Source organism: Prescottella sp. D32, from assembly GCF_037287305.1.
Lineage (GTDB): Bacteria > Actinomycetota > Actinomycetes > Mycobacteriales > Mycobacteriaceae > Prescottella > Prescottella equi.
The window spans coordinates 1,148,034-1,163,992 of the sequence record NZ_JARBSW010000001.1; the positions used below are offsets into that span (position 1 = coordinate 1,148,034).

The window sequence follows — 15,959 nt, forward strand, 5'->3', positions numbered from 1 at the left end:
CCGCGTTTTGCGCACTTATCGCGACGTGGGGACCCGGATTCTCGCGATAAGTGCGCAAAACGCGAAGGGGGTGGGCTGTGGAGAAGCGTGGAGGCTGTGGATAACTCGGTGTTCGGAACGGGGTCGGTTCGCCGTCGTAGGGCACTGTGACGAGTCATGAGGAGGAAGAGACCCGAACTGCCCGAGGTGTTCGTCGGACGCGATGCCGTCCGGGAGGGAGCGCTCCGCCCGTCGGACCTGCGCGGCCCCCGCGTTCGCCGACTGTTCCGCGGCGTCTACTGCCCGACAGGGGTTCGCGTCAGCCATGAACTGCGATGCCGGGCCGCCGCGCTCACCGGTGAGGGGACCTTGGTGCTCACCGGCCGGTCGGCCGCGGTGGTGCGGGGCGTCGACCTTGCCTCGGCGTCGGATCCGGTGGACGTGATCGCGCTGCCCGGATGTCGGGTAAACCGGCGTCCGGGATTGAACGTTCGACGCGTCGCGATCGACGCCGGTGACCATCAGCCGTGGGAGCAGATCGCGATCGCCCGCCCCGAACGCATGACGTTCGACGTGCTCTCGACGGGGCCACTCGTCCGCGCCGTCGCCGACGCCGACCGGATCCTGCGCGCGAAGCTGACGACCGGGGCGCGCATGGCGTCGTATCTCGAGGGCCGGCACGATCACGGCATCGTGCGGGCGCGGGAGGCGTTGGCGCTCTGCGATCCGCGAGCGGAGTCCCCGCCGGAATCGGAGCTGCGCGTGCGGATGCACTTCGCGGGACTGGACCCGGAGCCGCAACTGCAGATCTACGCCGACGGCGAGTTCGTCGCGCGCGTCGACTTCGGATTCGAGGAGGAACGCCTGGTCGTCGAGTACGACGGGGAGTGGCACGGGCAGGGTTCGGCGATAGCGCGGGACCGGGTCCGGCAGAACAAGCTCCGGCGGGCCGGCTGGCAGATCCACTTCGTCACCAAGGAGATGATGGTGGACCCCCACGCCGTGATCGACGAGATCTACGGCGCCGTGCTGCGCGCGCGAAGCGCCCGGGCCCGCCACTTCTGACCACCGCCCGCGTCAAGTGCGCGCAACGCGAAAACTCGGCCCCCGCCCCTCGCGATAAGTGCGCAAAACGCGAGAAGGGGGCCGGGATTCCCGCGATAAGTGCGCAAAACGCGGGAGGGAGGAGGGGCAGGGAAAGCCGGGCTCAGCGGGGGCGGCGCAGGCCCAGGCGGGCGGCGGAGCGGCGGTTGCCGTTGGGGGAGCGGCGGATGGCACGACGCTCGGACGGCTTGAAGTCCCACGTCTCGGGGCGGGCGGCGACCCACCGCTTCGAGCGGATCGCGAACGGGATGTGCACGAGATACACGCCGACGAGCACCATCAGCAGGATGTACGGGTACGTGACGAGCGCGGCGGCGGCGAGTGCGACGAGTACCAGGAGTGCGGCGGCCATGTGACCGGGCACCGACACCGACTTCATCGCGAGCGTGGGGATGCGGCTGACGATGAGCGCCGCCGACAGCAGCGTCCACACGGTGACGACACCGATCGACGACCACCACCCGTCACCCCACTGGATGTAGACCGCCAGCGGCGTCAGAGCGATCAGGGCGCCGGCCGGTGCGGGTACGCCGACGAAGAAGTCCTTCGTGTAGGCGGGCACCGTGTCGTCGTCGAGCAGCGTGTTGAACCGGGCCAGGCGCAGCACGATGCTGACGGCGAACAGCAGCGCGATGATCCAGCCGAAGTTGTTGCCGTCGAGCAGCGTCACGTACAGCACGAGCGCGGGCGCGACGCCGAACGAGATGGCGTCGGCCAGCGAGTCGAGTTCGGCGCCGAGCTTGCTGGTGGCGTCGAGCATGCGGGCGATGCGGCCGTCGAGCGAATCGAGGACGGCCGCGGCGCCGATCATCGCGAGCGCGGTCCCCAGTTCACCGTCGAGGGCGAACTTCACCGCCGACAGCCCGCTGCACAGCGCGAGGATCGTGATCATGCTCGGCAGTAATCGGACGGCGTTCCGTCCGCTGGGGCGGCCCGGTCTCACGACAGCTGCGCGAGGACGGTCTCGGCGCCCACGGTGCGCTGGCCGCGCTCGACGAGCAGCGTGGTGCCGGCGGGGAAGTACGTGTCGACGCGGGAGCCGAACCGGATGAGTCCGTACGTGTCGCCGATGGTGAGCTTGTCGCCCTCCTTGGCCTCGCACACGATGCGGCGGGCGAGCAGGCCGGCGATCTGTACGACGGCGACGTCGTGGCCGTCGGGCGTCTCGATCAGCATGCTGTTGCGCTCGTTGACCTCGCTGGCGTCGGCCAGGTCCGCGGACAGGAACTGGCCGGGCTGGTGCACCACCTTCCTGACCAGTCCGGCGACGGGTGTGCGCTGGACGTGCACGTCGAGGACCGACAGGAAAATGCTTACGCGCGGCAGCGGCTGATCGCCCATGCCGAGTTCGGCCGGGGGGACGGCGGTGTCGACGAGCGCCACCTCACCGTCGGCCGGCGCCACGACGACGCCGGGCCGGTTCGGCGGCACCCGGTGCGGGTGCCGGAAGAACGTGGCGCACGCGGCCGCGGACGCGAGCCCGGCGCGACGCACCCACTTGCGGTTGCGTCCCACCGCGGCCACCGCGAGGGGGGTCAGCACGAACGGCAGACCCGCCGGATGCAGCGGCGGGACGGCCGCCTTGACGAGGCCGATGACGTGGCCGACGCCGGTGGGCTGGGGGGTACCAGGGGGTGTCGGTCGACGTGCCACGGGCTCCTCTTACCTGTTCGAGTGTGACGGCGGCGTGTGCCGCTCGTGCTGACACAGGTTACGTGACCACCGAGAACCGGTGGGTCGCGATGTGCTACCGGGAGCCGACGGCGAGGGCTTCGGCCTCGTTCTTGATACGCGCGAGGGTCGCGTTCATCCCGACGATCATGTCGGCCTCGAAGGACTCGGCGCCGCCGAGGACGGTCTTGATCAGGAACTGCGAGACCTGGCTGGTGCCGGTGGGGGCCTCACGGCGCTCGACGACGCGGGTGCCGGTCTCGGTGGGCTCGAGGGTGTACGACCAGATGGTGCGGTTCTCGTTGACCCGGAACGCGATGGCCTTGTTGGGCTCGAAGCGGACGACCTTGGACGTCGTCGGCCACACCAGGAAGCCCTTGCGGTTGATGTTGAACGTCTTGGTGCCCTCTCGGACCTCGCCGGACACACGCATCTTGCGGCACTGCGGGCTCCACTCGCCCATCCGCTTCAGGTCGGACACGATCGTCCACACGTCCTGCGGGGTGGCGGCGATCTCGATGCTGGCTTCGAGGGTGTTCGTCACGGTCGGCTCTCCGGTTTCGGGTTAGGTGGTACAGGAGGTCACGCGTACCGGTCGATCCTAGCGTCCGTTGTGCAGCAGGTCACTTTTCCGGCAGCGCAGCACGGACCGGTCGCGCTGGTTACCCTCGGATTCATGACCGGGGTCGAGGGCGTGCTGTTCGACATCGACGGGGTGCTCGTCACCTCCTGGAAGCCGGTGCCGGGCGCCGTGGAGGCGCTCGCGGAGGTGCGCCGACGCGGCGGCGTCCGCGCGTTCCTCACCAACACGACGTCCCGGACGTGCGACGAGATCGCGGCGGCGCTGGGTGCCGCCGGCTTCGACGTCCGGCCGGAGGAGATCGTGACGGCTGCGCGGCTCACCACCGAGTACCTGCGCTCGACGTATCCGGGCGAGCCGGTGCTGCTGCTCAATCACGGCGACATCCGCGCCGACATGCCGGACGTCGAGTTCGACGACGTCGACCCGCGCGTCGTCGTGATCGGTGGCGCGGGCCCGGAGTTCACCCACGAGGCGCTCAGCCGGGTGCTGGACCTGATGGTCTCGGGTGTGCCGGTGGTCGCGATGCACCGCGCGCTGATGTGGTCCGAGTCGGACGGGCTGCGACTGGACACGGGCGCGTACCTGCCGGGCCTCGAGGACGCGTCGGGGTCGCGGATCGTGTCGGTGGGCAAGCCGTCGCTCGCGGGTTTCCTCACCGCGGCCGAACTGATGGGCGCCGATCCGGCGTCGACGGTGATGGTGGGTGACGACTTCCGCAGCGACGTGCTGCCGGCGCAGCGGGTGGGCATGACCGGGGTGCTGGTGCGCACCGGCAAGTTCCGGCAGCCGGTGCTCGATCTGGCGGTGGATCGGCCCGACCACATCCTCGATTCGGTCGCGGACCTGCCGACGCTGCTCGATCGGCTCGGGTGACGCGCCGAGCTTCTTCGGCGTGCTATCGAAATCCCGGGTATCGCGGTCCGCTGCGGGTACTGTTCCGGGCACGCTCAGCTCTCTGCTTTCCCGCTCGTGAAGGAGTCTGCATGTCGACCATTTCCCGCTTCGGTGCGATCTCGAACCTCGGTCGACGGATGACTCGGACGGCGGTTGCCGCTGTCGCGGGAATCGGTCTGGCTGCGGGCATTTCGCTGATCGGTGCGGGTTCCGCGTCGGCCGCGCCCGTGGTGTGCACGTCCCCGATGTCGCCCAACGACATCCAGGTGTCGGAGTTCGCGAGCTGTGGCGCGCAGGCCTTCGAGCAGGGCGTGGCCCGCTCGGCGGCGATGGACAGCGGCACTGCCGTGTCGGTCGCGCAGGATCTGGGCTCGTCCAACAGCCTCGCGACCGGCTACGGCACCGCGCTGAGCGCGTCGCGTGGCAACGGTCAGTCGCTCGCGCTGGCGATCGGTGGCGGCATCGCCCACTCGTGGGCCGACGACGGTTTCGCGACGTTCGCGGTCGCCGGCTGGGGCTCGGGTGCGACGGCCGAGCAGGGCGGCGTCAACTGCATGGGTCCGCTGTCGTTCGCGTGGAATCTGAAGACCGGGCAGACCTGCCTCGGTCGGTAACGATCGGGCGCCCCATTCGTGACCGTGCAGGCCCCTCCCGGACGTTGCACTCACCCCCTACGAGTGCTAAAAAGGCACTTGGCACTCGCGACACGTGAGTGCCAGGTCGGGACGGTGAGACCGGGTACCTAGACACCCCTGGTCGTCCGTCGCGGGCACCGAGCCTGGCCGGAAGCGTAAATGGGGCGATCCGACGAGCGATCGCCTCCGTGTGTCACCCCCAATCCGGAGGATCACTTCGCAATGGCCAAGATCATCGCGTTCGACGAAGAGGCACGTCGCGGCCTCGAGCGTGGCCTGAACAGCCTCGCTGACGCCGTCAAGGTGACGCTGGGACCCAAGGGTCGCAACGTCGTGCTGGAGAAGAAGTGGGGCGCCCCCACGATCACCAACGACGGTGTTTCCATCGCCAAGGAGATCGAGCTCGAGGACCCCTACGAGAAGATCGGCGCCGAGCTGGTCAAGGAGGTCGCCAAGAAGACCGACGACGTCGCTGGTGACGGCACCACGACGGCTACGGTCCTGGCTCAGGCGCTCGTCCGCGAGGGCCTGCGCAACGTCGCTGCCGGCGCCAACCCGCTGGGTCTGAAGCGCGGCATCGAGAAGGCCGTCGAGGCCGTCACCGCCAAGCTGCTCGACACCGCCAAGGAGGTCGAGACCAAGGAGCAGATCGCTGCCACCGCCGGTATCTCGGCGGGCGACTCCACGATCGGCGAGCTCATCGCCGAGGCGATGGACAAGGTCGGCAAGGAAGGCGTCATCACCGTCGAGGAGTCGAACTCCTTCGGCCTGCAGCTCGAGCTCACCGAGGGTATGCGCTTCGACAAGGGCTACATCTCGCTGTACTTCGCGACCGACGCCGAGCGTCAGGAAGCGGTCCTCGAGGATCCGTACATCCTGCTCGTCAGCTCCAAGATCTCGACGGTCAAGGACCTGCTGCCGCTGCTGGAGAAGGTCATCCAGGCCGGCAAGCCGCTGCTGATCATCGCCGAGGACGTCGAGGGCGAGGCCCTGTCGACCCTGGTCGTCAACAAGATCCGTGGCACCTTCAAGTCCGTCGCCGTCAAGGCTCCGGGCTTCGGTGACCGCCGCAAGGCGCAGCTCGCCGACATCGCCATCCTCACCGGTGGCGAGGTCGTCAGCGAAGAGGTCGGCCTGTCCCTCGAGACCGCCGGCATCGAGCTGCTGGGCCGCGCCCGCAAGGTCGTCGTCACCAAGGACGAGACCACCATCGTCGAGGGTGCCGGCGACGCCGACGCCATCGCCGGTCGCGTCAACCAGATCCGCGCCGAGATCGAGGCGTCGGATTCGGACTACGACCGTGAGAAGCTGCAGGAGCGCCTGGCCAAGCTGGCCGGTGGCGTTGCCGTCATCAAGGCCGGCGCTGCCACCGAGGTGGAGCTCAAGGAGCGCAAGCACCGCATCGAGGACGCCGTCCGCAACGCCAAGGCTGCGGTCGAGGAGGGCATCGTCGCCGGTGGTGGCGTGGCTCTGCTGCAGTCCTCGCCGGTCCTGGACGACCTGAAGCTCGAGGGCGACGAGGCCACCGGTGCCAACATCGTCAAGGTTGCTCTCGAGGCGCCGCTCAAGCAGATCGCGTTCAACGCCGGCCTCGAGCCCGGCGTCGTCGCGGAGAAGGTTCGCAACCTGCCCGCCGGCAGCGGCCTCAACGCCGCCACCGGTGAGTACGAGGACCTGCTGGCTGCTGGCATCAACGACCCGGTCAAGGTCACCCGCTCGGCGCTGCAGAATGCTGCGTCCATCGCGGCTCTGTTCCTGACCACCGAGGCTGTCGTCGCCGACAAGCCGGAGAAGGCCGCTGCTCCGATGGGCGACCCGACCGGTGGCATGGGCGGCATGGACTTCTGATCTGACGATCGGAACGCCTGAGCTCAGGTAAGACGAAGAAGCCCGGGACACCATCACGGTGTCCCGGGCTTCTCGCATTTCGCATCCGCCGCGGTGCAGCGGTCACTCGCTGGGCATGATCATCCAGGCCGCGAGGTAGATCAGCGCGACGGTGCCGAGCGAGACGAACGCGCCGACGACGGCGGCGACGCGCACGAGGTTGACGTCGATGCCGAAGTACTCGGCGATGCCGCCGCACACGCCGGAGAGCATGCGCTGGCTGCTGGAGCGGACGAACGGGCGGGCCAATTCGCTGGAGGTCATGACATCGAGTCTGGTGCGCGGCGGGCCGTGAAACCATCGGGATTCCCCCCGATCTGCACCCTGATCTTTCGTCTCGGGGCATAGGCTCGAACCGTGGTGGAGACCGTGCCGATCCAGATGCCCGACGGGACGACGACGCCGGTCCGGCTGTTTCCCGGGCCCGAGGGTGCGCCCGTCGTGGTGATCGTCCCGGGGCTCGGTATCCCCGGCGCGTTCTACGACAGGTTCGCCAATTCGATTGTCGACCACGGCTTCTGCGCGGCGACGTGCGAGCTGCGCGGGCAGGGGGACAGTCGGCCGCGGCCGAGCGCGTCGAGCGCGTTCGGCTACCAGGAACTGGTGTCGGTGGACCTGCCGGCGATGTTCGAGGTGGTTCGGGAGCGGTTCGACGCCAGCACGCCGTTCCTGTTGGGGCACAGCATGGGCGGGCAACTCGGAGTGATGTACGCGGCTCGGATCCGGGGCCGGCTGGGCGGGCTGATCCTGGTGGCGTCCGGTTCGCCGTATTACCGAGGTTTTCCCGGAACCCGCTCTCCCGGCGTGCTGCTGGGTTCGGCGGCCATGTCGATCACGGCGAGTGTCGCCGGGTTCTGGCCCGGGGACCGGTTGGACGTCGGCGGTTTCGGTCGGCAGTCGCGGGTGCTCATCTCGGACTGGTCGCGGTTCGCGCGCAGCGGGCGTATGGAGCCGGCAGGCGCGGACATCGACTACGAGGAGCGGATCGGACGGCTGAAACTGCCCGTGCTGTCGATTTCGATCGAGGGCGACGACCTGGCACCGCGCAGCGCGTCGGCCAACCTTTTGAACAAATTGTCGGGTTCCGAGGTGACCGTGTGGCACCAACCCGAACCGTTGGGGCACAACGGGTGGATAAGCACCCCGGACAGCACGGTCGATCGAATCGCGGAGTGGATCCGTGACCTCGGTTGATCTCACCCTCGATTTTCATCCCGTGTTAATGCGTCAATCCGGTGCATTCCTGTATCCGCACCGTTATATTGACCGCAGCGCTTCGATCAGGGGCGTACCACCACACAGCAATTGCAGGAGTCCCCATGGGTTCGTCTGAGATCATCGCCATCCTCGATGCCGTCAAGTCCCTCGTGTCTGCGCTCAACAGCCTCAGCTCGGGCAGCGCCGGCGGCGGCGCAGCCTCCGGCTCGCTGGACACCGGTTCGCTGAGCTCGCTGAGCTAGTCTCCACCCCGAGTTTCGAAAGGCGGCCCCCGCGCAGACTGCGCAGGGGCCGCCTTCGTTTGTCGGGTCAGATGTCCAGGGAGGCCGCGAGTGTCGGCCACGACCTGGCCAGTTCGTCGCGCCAGTACGTCCACGCGTGCACACCCACCGGGTTGTAGACGACGGTGGCCGCAATGCCGAGCGCGCGCAGGCGGTCGTCGAGCCGGCGGGTGCAGAAGTTGGCACCGGCCTCCACCGGTCCGCCGCGCACCACGTGCGCGACGAGGTCGGGGTTGTCGAGGGTCTCGTGCGGCCCGGGCACACCGGTGCCCGTGGAGACGTACAGCGTGGTGCCGCGCAGCTTCTCGGCGCCCAGGAGGACGTCGTGCTCGGCCCACTTCGGGTCGTCGAACCGGCCCCACATGTTCTCGATGCCGCCGCGCTCGATGGTCACGGTCGACGCCATCTGCGCCTGGCCGAGGGGTGTGGCGGATTCGTAGCAGCCGCTGTAGGCGGCGACGCCGCGGTACAGGCCGGGCGAGCGCATCGCCAGCATCATCGCGGACTGTGCGCCCATCGACAGTCCCGCGATCGAGCGGATGCCGTTGCCGCCGAACCGGTCGTCGATCAGCGGCGGCAGCTCCCGGGCCAGGAACGTCTCCCACTTGTTGATGCCGAGGACGGGGTCGGGCCGGTCCCAGTCGGTGTAGTACCCGGCGCGGCCACCGGTGGTCAGGACGACGTTCACCGGCTTGTCCTCGAAGAACTTCACAGCGTCACCCTGCGTGGTCCACGTGCTCAGACCGGGGGAGGCGGACCGACCGTCGAGCAGGTACAGGCTCGGACGCGACACGGAGGTGTCGCGGGGCAGCAGCACCTGCACCTCCTGCTCCGACTGCATCGCGGGCGAGTACACGAACACTCTGACCCAACGGTCGGTGATGTTCTCGACCCGGGTGATGAGCGCGCCCGACGCCGGTTGCAGGGCAGCCGAGTTCGGGACGCCGCCCGCCCCGGCTGCGGGTGCGAGGCCGAGCAGCGCGGCGGCGACGAGAACCGGGACCGCGCCGAAACGACGTCGGGCGGTCACCGGGCCAGCTTGTCCCACAGGAACGTGTAGGTGAGGGCCGACTTGAACGCGGCCTGCGCATTGTCCGCGGCGCCGCCGTGCCCGCCCTCGATGTTCTCGTAGTAGTGGACCTCGTGGCCTTCGTCCTCGAGCCGCGCGGCCATCTTCCGGGCGTGCCCGGGGTGGACGCGGTCGTCGCGGGTGGACGTGGCGATGAGGATCGGCGGGTATGCCGCTGTGGCACTGGTGTTCTGGTACGGCGAGTAGTCGGAGATGAACGCCCAGTCGTCGGGGTTGTCGGGGTCGCCGTACTCGGCCATCCACGACGCGCCCGCGAGCAGCAGGTGGTAGCGCTTCATGTCGAGCAGTGGCACCTGGCACACGATGGCGCCGAACAACTCCGGGTACTTGGTGAGCATGACGCCCATCAGCAGGCCACCGTTGCTGCCGCCCTGCGCGCCCAGCTGCTCGGGCGTGGTGATGCCGCGGTCTACGAGATCGCGGGCCACCGCGGCGAAGTCTTCGTAGACCTTGTGCCGGCCCTCGCGCACTGCCTGCGTGTGCCACTGCGGCCCGTACTCGCCGCCGCCGCGGATGTTCGCCACCACGTAGGTGCCGCCGCGCTGCAGCCACGCGGTGCCGTTGATGCCGCTGTAGCCGGGCGTCATCGAGTTCTCGAAGCCGCCGTAGCCGTACAGCAGCGTCGGACCTGCGGGCGCGCCCTCGCGCCGCACCACGAAGTAGGGGATGCGGGTGCCGTCGGCGGACTCGGCGAAGTGCTGGGCGACGGCCAGTCCGGCGGTGTCGAAGAAGGCGGGCGCCGACTTGAGCGCCTCGAGCGGTCCGCCGACGGTGCCGGAGAACAGGGTCGCCGGAGTGAGGTAGCCGCTGGAGTTGAGGAAGAAGTCGTCGCTCTCGCGCGGATCGGTGTCGATGATCTCGGTCGACGTCAGCTCCGGGAGGCCCTCCAGCGGTGTTGTCTTCCAGCCGTTCTCGCCGGGGGTGAGGACGTGGACGTGGGACTGGACGTCGGAGAGCGTCACCATCAGCAGGTGGTTACGGGTCCACGAGTACTGCTCGAGCGACGTGCGCTCGTCGGGCTCGAACAGCACGGTGAGTTCGCAGGAGCCGGTGAGGAAGTCGTCGTACTTCGCGGCCAGCAGCGACCCGGCGGGGTAGGTGGTGTCGCCGACGGTCCACGGGGAGCGCGGACGCACCAGCAGCCACTCCCGGTACGCGGAGATGCGCGCGTCCTCGGGGGTGTCGATGCGGACCAGCGAACCGTCGTCGAGGAGCTGGAAGCGCTGCGACGTGTAGAAGTCGACGGCCCGTTCGACGAAGCTGCGCTCGAACCCGGGGGTGCTGTCGTGCCATGCGGAGATCGCGACGTCGGTCTGCTCACCCTCGAACACGGTGACGGCGTCGGCCAGCGGGGTGCCCCGAAGCCACCGCTTCGCCAGTCGCGGGTAGCCGGAGTCGGTGAGCGTGCCGTCGCCGAAATCGGTTCCGACGAAAACACTCTCGGCGTCGATCCACCCGATGTCGGTCTTGGCTTCCTCGATGCGGAAGCCGTCGGCGTCGTCCTTGAACGTCAACGATTCGAGGTCGAACTCGCGCACCACGACGGCGTCGGCGCCGCCGCGGGACAGGCTGATCAGCGCCAGGTTCTGCTCGGGGCGCAGCACCTGCGCGCCCGACCACACCCAGTTCTCACCCTCGCGGTCGGCGAGCTCGTCGACGTCGACGAGGATCTCCCATTCGGGGGTGTCGCGCCGGAACTGGTCCATCGTGGTCCGCCGCCACAGCCCGCGCACATGGTCGGCGTCGCGCCAGAAGTTGTAGAGGTACTTCCCGCGGCGGCGCGAGTAGGGGATGCGCGCGTCGGTGTCGAGGATCGCGCGAACCTTCGACTCCAACTGCTCGAACGCGGTGGTGCCGGCGAACTCGGCCACAGTCTTGTCGTTGTGCTCGCGGACCCAGGCGAGGGCGTCGTCGCCGGTGACGTCCTCGAGCCAGAGGTGGGGATCATCGGACGGGCTGGAGGTCACCGGGTGCTTCGTCATAGGGACATTGTTGCCCGCCGTCGCGGTGTCGGGGCCACTGGTGCCGATCGAAGTCGGTGGCGAGCACGAAGTCGACGTTCACGACGGTGTGCAGTTGCTCGCCGAGCCGGTCGGCCGCGGTGCGGGCGGCGGCGATGTCCCGATACGTGCCGACGGCCACGGACGATCTGCGGCCGGACAGTGTGTAGCAGGCCCCGATCTCGGGGAAGCCGTGCAGCTTGCCGAACTTTGCCGGTTCGACGGCGGTCGCGGCATTCGACTTGATGGCGAAGACGGCGGTGACGGGCAGCCCCAGTGCTCCGGAATCGACCAGCGTGGTGTAGCCGCGGATCACCCCGCGTTCCTGGAGCACCTGGAGGCGTTTGTGCACCGTGGACTTGGAGAGGTGCGTCTTCTTGGCGAGGGAGTCCAGCGACGCGCGCCCGTCCATCATGAGTAGGTCGATCAAGGTCCGATCGGTGTCGCGCAGTGCCGGAGCGGTCGTCGAATCGGGTGACCAGACGGCGTCGCCGAACCTCGTCTCGAGGACGAAGTCGATGTTCACCCGGGCACTCAGGTCGTCCCGGAGCCGGGCGGCGAGGGACTCCGCCTTCTCCGGGCTGGTAAACCGGCCGACCGCAATGTTCGGACGATCGCCCGACATGGTGAAACTCGCGGTGATCTGCGGTAGGCGGCGCAGCCGGTCGGCAATCGACCGTCTCGCCGGTGCCTGCCCCCGCGGTTTGATGCTGAACAGGGCCGTGGTGGGCTCGCCGAGAGTCCCGGGATCGACCACCACGGTGTAGCCGCGGATCACCCCGCGCCGTTCGAGTGCCGCGAGGCGCCGGCACACGGTGGTGCCCGAGACGCCGACCTGGGCCGCGAGGGTGGTGAAGGGGACGCGGCCGTTCTGCACGAGGGCATCGATCAAGAAGCGATCCACGGCGTTCAGTGGCTCTCCGTGTGACGACGAGACACCCGATGTTCTCCCCATGGCGCATACGGTAGGCCGACGGGCTGCATGTGTTCGGGTGTTTGATCAGATTTGTCGTCTCGTTGGACGTCCGACCTTTTGCGACCGAACGTCGCGGATGATGGCCCTTCAACCCCATACCGGACCGCCTGTTTGCGAGAGACCAGGTGGGACTGCGTCGGCGGAAGGCCGCGCCGCGGGGCGAGCCCGTCTGCCGGAATCCCTGCGGTGCTTGCTCTTCTGATCGAGCCACGCGCCGACGGTTCCAGCCTCGCCGCGAGGAGGCGAACGCTGTGGTCGGCCCTGTCCGGGAGGGAGATACCGCCCTACCGGCCGGTATCAGTGGGCAGCCACGCCGTAACCGGTACGAGATTCGCTCGCTATCGCCGATCGATTGTTGCGCGATCAGTCGTGATGGTGCGCGTCGTTTTCGTGACCATCCCATCCGGTCGGCTGGGGTAAACAATCCGTCGCTCGAGCCGGTGCGGCGGGGACGAACTCTCGTCTGACACGCGTACAGCGTGCGTCTTTCTCGTTCTCGAAACGATTGCTGGGTTGGCGGGATCTGTCGGGCTAACGTCTGTCGCACTCCACATGGAGATCACGAAACGGTTTCTCCAAGAACAGTTTTGGTCGACGCCGTGACCTAGTCGGCGATCGACAGAACACCCCAATCCTGAGTGGAGGACCCGTTGACTCGGCTGGAGGCGACCAGAAGTTGAAAACCTCCGGGAGTCGGCGACATCAAGGATCGATCACCAACCCAGAATGAAGGAGATCGCATGTCCAAGATCAACCGCAAGCTGCCCATCGCACTCTGCGCCGTGGCGGCATCCGCCGGAATCGCTCTCGCCGTCGCCCCCGCGGCGTCGGCAACGATCGGATCGACCACGACCGACTTCTCGATCTCTTGCCGGGGCACGTCGAGCGGCCTCGGGTTGTCTCAGAATCAGGCCCAGCCGTTCTCGGTGACGGTTGACCACCAAGTGTCAGGCTCCAACCAGAAGTTCGACCTTTCGATAGCGGGGCAGGTGGTGCCCACGGCAGCCCCCTTCGGCTACACCGTCGACTCGCTGTCGAACGTCAAGATCCGGGTTCAGATCGACGGCAGCGCTTATGTTTCGCACGCGCTGACGGCCGGCTCGGGGTATACGGGGACGGCAACCGCGACCAAGACGACGAGCAGCCCTTCGGGTAACGACATCATCGAGATCACGGTTCCCACGGTCGCCGCGGGCGGCACCTTCACTCCGCCGTCCTTGTCCATCATCCAGTCATCGACAGTCGCTCCGAAGTTCTCCACCGGCAACGGCGGGAACGGCACGGCCGCAACCCAGGATGAGGGCAAGTTTGTCTACAATGCAGGGAACTTCTATGCCTTCGACTCGATTGTCAAGGCACCTCTCTCGGGGGCCAAGTCGACTGCGCCCACTTCCTGTGTGCCGACCAATGTCCAGTTCCCGTCCACCAACTCGTATCCGGTCCTGAACGTCGGTGCGGGCATCCTTCACTCCTGACCTATCAAGGTAGGAGGTACGGACGCGGGATCGACCCGCGTCCGCACCTTTCGGAGTGGATGACCGCGATCACACGACGCAGTGGTGAAGATCTTCTCAATCCACGCGGGCATTCCGTGGATTCGTCCGATATTTCACGAAATCAGCGCTCTGGTGTGATCCGTGCCATAGGTTTGTGCCGGATCGCGAGCCTTCGAACCGGACTCACTCGGATCCTGGTGGTCGAAACGGCCGTTTGGCAACGCGCCGATCGCTTCCGAACACGTCCGGTTCGGCGCTCGTGCGCAGTGTGGAGTTTCGAGGCGGATAAGGGGTGTGACGTCGTGTCAGTGCGCATTCCGTATCTCGCGTCATCGAACGTGGTCAATTGAAATGAATATCTGTCCAGATTGGGCGATTGAAGCCTGTTTTCTGAATAGCACTCAACGTACGGTTCGAGTAGTTACGCTTGAGCGACACGTAACCCGTGATAGTCGGGTTCAGTGTCGTAGCTGGACGGTTCAATCCGAGGGCAACTTCGAAAAGGTCTGAACAACTACCGAGGGGAGAGGAATCGACATGAGTGTGACGTTCATGCAGGCGACGTCGGCGTTCCTGGGGAATCTGCTGACGGCGATCCTCAGTGGATCGGCTGAGCCGGGCGCTGAAGGTGCGATCGGATCTCTGGCCAAAGTAATCAGTGAAAGTTGACGCGCAGCGCGCCAACTCTTAGCGCAGTAGTTAGGAGAAAGAATGACACTCGGCTCGCTCGCGCCCATTCTTGAGATGGGCTTCGTTCCGAAGCTTGTGGCAGGTCTGTTGGTTCAGCCGCTGGCCATCTCTTTGGATGGAACCTGGACCGCGCCGCCAATCGAACTTGGCTGACAACTTCACGCAGAAGGAGCGGAAATAGCATGAACACAGGTAGTCTCGTCGATCTCGTCACGAGCGTTGACATCGGGTCGCTTGGACCGGCGTATCAGCAGGTGGGTGCACTCATCGCCTCGTTGTTCGACGTGGTCGGCGATCTCATTGGCCTCTGGCCGGCCGGCTCTGCGGGTGCGGCGGGCAGCTTGCAGGGCATCGTCGGATCTGTCAGCGGCACGTAAACCCAAAGGAGAATGCAATGGACCTGTCGTTGGCCTACAGCTCCGACATGATCAACTTCGGTTCGATCGATCTGGTGGGTGTGTTTGCCTCCTACCTCAACGCTCTGTCCCTCGCTGCGGGACTGCCGCAGACTGTTTAGAAAGGGAACATCGATGGTGCAAAGATTCGTCGATCAGGTGTTCGAGTATATCGGCACGTTGCTCTCGTTCACCGCGGTGGGAAGCATTATGTTGAAAGATCCCCCGCAGAAGTGAGCAAGCTCTGAACGGCTGAGACCGCAGGCGCCCTCGAGGGCCTGCGGTCTCGCTGTTTGCGCGAATATTTGGCAAGCGGAAACGCGGAGGGAAACCGGTGACCAGCGGCGCACGCCTCCGAGGTGCCGTTCACGAGACTGAACCCCGCAATGCGCACGTTGTATACAACGAGTCCACCGCCGCGAGAGTTCGGCAGTGGATACACACCAGGCCCGGCAGCCATCGGGTGCCCACCTCCGTGATCGCACAATCGCCATTTCGAACACCCCAGCTGAATACCCGCTATGTGTGGTCACCGGCGTCCGACCACCGCGGTTGGGCTCGAGTTCCGTGACATCAGGTGGGGACACCGATCTCGGGTCCACCCCGACACCACGATCGGCCGGCCGGCATCGGCTCGATGATGCTGCCTGCCGAGCAGGTTGCCTGCATCGAGTAGGCGCGCACTGCGCGTCACCGTCAACGACGTCGTCCTGGCGGCAGTCGGCTGGTCGTGCTCGTCGTCGACATGCATACCTACGCGAGGGCAGCCCGTACGACCGCGATACACGCCGCGCCCCATGATGTTGAGCAACATCTCCGCTGACCGTCGACGGCTTTGCGTTGGTGGTGCACGCGCACTCGCGGTTCTCGGCGCACGGCCACCGATCGACGGGGATCGCTTGCAGCACTTCGTAACTGCGGGAACCGACAGCGACCCCATCTTGACCGTCACCGCCGATCCCGAGGCGATGCCGGATCTGCTGCACTACCTCGAACTGATCGCTGAGAGCGTCTCGGAGCTGAAGGAAGCGGCGCGGGCGGTCTGTGCTGGCCGAGTCGG

18 protein-coding genes are annotated in these 15,959 nt (G+C 67.0%); 11 read left to right on the plus strand and 7 right to left on the minus strand.

Annotation, left to right across the window (positions count from 1 at the left end; genetic code table 11):
• The first annotated feature begins 156 nt into the window (after positions 1-156).
• On the plus strand, positions 157-1,044 hold the full coding sequence (locus PSS76_RS05205; RefSeq protein WP_084846315.1) for an endonuclease domain-containing protein: 888 nt from the start codon (positions 157-159) through the stop codon (positions 1,042-1,044).
• Between the two features lie 142 nt (positions 1,045-1,186).
• Here PSS76_RS05205 and pssA read toward each other — a convergent pair whose 3' ends face one another.
• The 3 genes from pssA to PSS76_RS05220 form a co-directional block, all read right to left on the minus strand.
• Positions 1,187-1,975, minus strand: coding sequence for a CDP-diacylglycerol--serine O-phosphatidyltransferase (gene pssA / locus PSS76_RS05210; protein ID WP_005517937.1), 789 nt, complete (start codon positions 1,973-1,975; stop codon positions 1,187-1,189).
• 47 nt (positions 1,976-2,022) lie between these two features.
• On the minus strand, positions 2,023-2,736 hold the full coding sequence (locus PSS76_RS05215; RefSeq protein WP_005517938.1) for a phosphatidylserine decarboxylase: 714 nt from the start codon (positions 2,734-2,736) through the stop codon (positions 2,023-2,025).
• Positions 2,737-2,830: 94 nt separating this feature from the next.
• Positions 2,831-3,298 carry an SRPBCC family protein gene (locus PSS76_RS05220; protein ID WP_005517939.1) on the minus strand — a complete coding sequence of 156 codons (468 nt, stop codon included), beginning with the start codon at positions 3,296-3,298 and terminating at the stop codon, positions 2,831-2,833.
• 132 nt (positions 3,299-3,430) lie between these two features.
• Here PSS76_RS05220 and PSS76_RS05225 point away from each other — a divergent pair, with 132 nt between their 5' ends.
• The 3 genes from PSS76_RS05225 to groL all read left to right on the plus strand — a co-directional run bounded on the left by PSS76_RS05225 (position 3,431) and on the right by groL (position 6,714).
• Positions 3,431-4,210, plus strand: coding sequence for an HAD-IIA family hydrolase (locus tag PSS76_RS05225; protein WP_175278825.1), 780 nt, complete (start codon positions 3,431-3,433; stop codon positions 4,208-4,210).
• Between the two features lie 110 nt (positions 4,211-4,320).
• Positions 4,321-4,845: a DUF6764 family protein gene (locus PSS76_RS05230; protein WP_005517944.1), complete on the plus strand. Its 525-nt coding sequence runs from the start codon at positions 4,321-4,323 to the stop codon at positions 4,843-4,845.
• Positions 4,846-5,088: 243 nt separating this feature from the next.
• A complete protein-coding gene (gene groL, locus PSS76_RS05235; protein WP_005517947.1) occupies positions 5,089-6,714 on the plus strand; it encodes a chaperonin GroEL in 1,626 nt (541 codons plus the stop codon).
• A gap of 102 nt (positions 6,715-6,816) precedes the next feature.
• On the opposite strand, the gene PSS76_RS05240 is transcribed toward groL, so the two are convergent.
• A complete protein-coding gene (locus tag PSS76_RS05240) occupies positions 6,817-7,017 on the minus strand; it encodes a PspC domain-containing protein (protein WP_337455956.1) in 201 nt (66 codons plus the stop codon).
• Positions 7,018-7,113: 96 nt separating this feature from the next.
• Between PSS76_RS05240 and PSS76_RS05245 the strand changes: the two genes are divergently transcribed.
• Together PSS76_RS05245 and PSS76_RS05250 are read left to right on the plus strand one after the other, a co-directional pair.
• A complete protein-coding gene (locus tag PSS76_RS05245) occupies positions 7,114-7,947 on the plus strand; it encodes an alpha/beta hydrolase family protein (RefSeq protein WP_064079550.1) in 834 nt (277 codons plus the stop codon).
• Between the two features lie 125 nt (positions 7,948-8,072).
• A complete protein-coding gene (locus tag PSS76_RS05250) occupies positions 8,073-8,213 on the plus strand; it encodes a hypothetical protein (RefSeq protein WP_005517953.1) in 141 nt (46 codons plus the stop codon).
• Positions 8,214-8,280: 67 nt separating this feature from the next.
• Here PSS76_RS05250 and PSS76_RS05255 read toward each other — a convergent pair whose 3' ends face one another.
• The 3 genes from PSS76_RS05255 to PSS76_RS05265 are packed head-to-tail and all read right to left on the minus strand — an operon-like array spanning position 8,281 to position 12,246.
• A complete protein-coding gene (locus tag PSS76_RS05255; RefSeq protein ID WP_205316613.1) occupies positions 8,281-9,282 on the minus strand; it encodes an alpha/beta hydrolase in 1,002 nt (333 codons plus the stop codon).
• A complete protein-coding gene (locus PSS76_RS05260) occupies positions 9,279-11,324 on the minus strand; it encodes a prolyl oligopeptidase family serine peptidase (RefSeq protein ID WP_242420676.1) in 2,046 nt (681 codons plus the stop codon). Before PSS76_RS05260 ends, PSS76_RS05255 begins: the two co-directional genes overlap by 4 nt.
• Positions 11,287-12,246, minus strand: coding sequence for an Lrp/AsnC family transcriptional regulator (locus PSS76_RS05265; RefSeq protein WP_069856857.1), 960 nt, complete (start codon positions 12,244-12,246; stop codon positions 11,287-11,289). Before PSS76_RS05265 ends, PSS76_RS05260 begins: the two co-directional genes overlap by 38 nt.
• Before the next feature lie 812 nt (positions 12,247-13,058).
• Here PSS76_RS05265 and PSS76_RS05270 point away from each other — a divergent pair.
• The 5 genes from PSS76_RS05270 (at position 13,059) to PSS76_RS05290 (ending at position 15,021) form a co-directional block, all read left to right on the plus strand.
• A complete protein-coding gene (locus tag PSS76_RS05270; RefSeq protein WP_064079677.1) occupies positions 13,059-13,793 on the plus strand; it encodes a hypothetical protein in 735 nt (244 codons plus the stop codon).
• Positions 13,794-14,351: 558 nt separating this feature from the next.
• A complete protein-coding gene (locus PSS76_RS05275) occupies positions 14,352-14,483 on the plus strand; it encodes a hypothetical protein (RefSeq protein ID WP_258013555.1) in 132 nt (43 codons plus the stop codon).
• A 42-nt stretch (positions 14,484-14,525) separates the two neighbouring features.
• Positions 14,526-14,657, plus strand: coding sequence for a hypothetical protein (locus tag PSS76_RS05280; RefSeq protein ID WP_258013554.1), 132 nt, complete (start codon positions 14,526-14,528; stop codon positions 14,655-14,657).
• A 29-nt stretch (positions 14,658-14,686) separates the two neighbouring features.
• Positions 14,687-14,881, plus strand: coding sequence for a hypothetical protein (locus PSS76_RS05285; protein ID WP_337455959.1), 195 nt, complete (start codon positions 14,687-14,689; stop codon positions 14,879-14,881).
• A gap of 17 nt (positions 14,882-14,898) precedes the next feature.
• On the plus strand, positions 14,899-15,021 hold the full coding sequence (locus tag PSS76_RS05290) for a hypothetical protein (RefSeq protein ID WP_258013553.1): 123 nt from the start codon (positions 14,899-14,901) through the stop codon (positions 15,019-15,021).
• Positions 15,022-15,959: the final 938 nt, after the last annotated feature.

What these genes read in the sequence shown, in the direction of transcription:
- PSS76_RS05285 (WP_337455959.1), top strand. Translation starts at nt 14,687, where the DNA reads ATGAACACAGGTAGTCTCGTCGATCTCGTCACGAGCGTTGACATCGGG.
- PSS76_RS05240 (WP_337455956.1), bottom strand. Translation starts at nt 7,017, where the DNA reads ATGACCTCCAGCGAATTGGCCCGCCCGTTCGTCCGCTCCAGCAGCCAG.
- PSS76_RS05205 (WP_084846315.1), top strand. Translation starts at nt 157, where the DNA reads ATGAGGAGGAAGAGACCCGAACTGCCCGAGGTGTTCGTCGGACGCGAT.
- PSS76_RS05270 (WP_064079677.1), top strand. Translation starts at nt 13,059, where the DNA reads ATGTCCAAGATCAACCGCAAGCTGCCCATCGCACTCTGCGCCGTGGCG.
- PSS76_RS05280 (WP_258013554.1), top strand. Translation starts at nt 14,526, where the DNA reads ATGACACTCGGCTCGCTCGCGCCCATTCTTGAGATGGGCTTCGTTCCG.
- PSS76_RS05275 (WP_258013555.1), top strand. Translation starts at nt 14,352, where the DNA reads ATGAGTGTGACGTTCATGCAGGCGACGTCGGCGTTCCTGGGGAATCTG.
- PSS76_RS05230 (WP_005517944.1), top strand. Translation starts at nt 4,321, where the DNA reads ATGTCGACCATTTCCCGCTTCGGTGCGATCTCGAACCTCGGTCGACGG.
- PSS76_RS05250 (WP_005517953.1), top strand. Translation starts at nt 8,073, where the DNA reads ATGGGTTCGTCTGAGATCATCGCCATCCTCGATGCCGTCAAGTCCCTC.
- pssA (WP_005517937.1), bottom strand. Translation starts at nt 1,975, where the DNA reads ATGATCACGATCCTCGCGCTGTGCAGCGGGCTGTCGGCGGTGAAGTTC.
- groL (WP_005517947.1), top strand. Translation starts at nt 5,089, where the DNA reads ATGGCCAAGATCATCGCGTTCGACGAAGAGGCACGTCGCGGCCTCGAG.
- PSS76_RS05290 (WP_258013553.1), top strand. Translation starts at nt 14,899, where the DNA reads ATGGACCTGTCGTTGGCCTACAGCTCCGACATGATCAACTTCGGTTCG.
- PSS76_RS05225 (WP_175278825.1), top strand. Translation starts at nt 3,431, where the DNA reads ATGACCGGGGTCGAGGGCGTGCTGTTCGACATCGACGGGGTGCTCGTC.
- PSS76_RS05260 (WP_242420676.1), bottom strand. Translation starts at nt 11,324, where the DNA reads ATGACGAAGCACCCGGTGACCTCCAGCCCGTCCGATGATCCCCACCTC.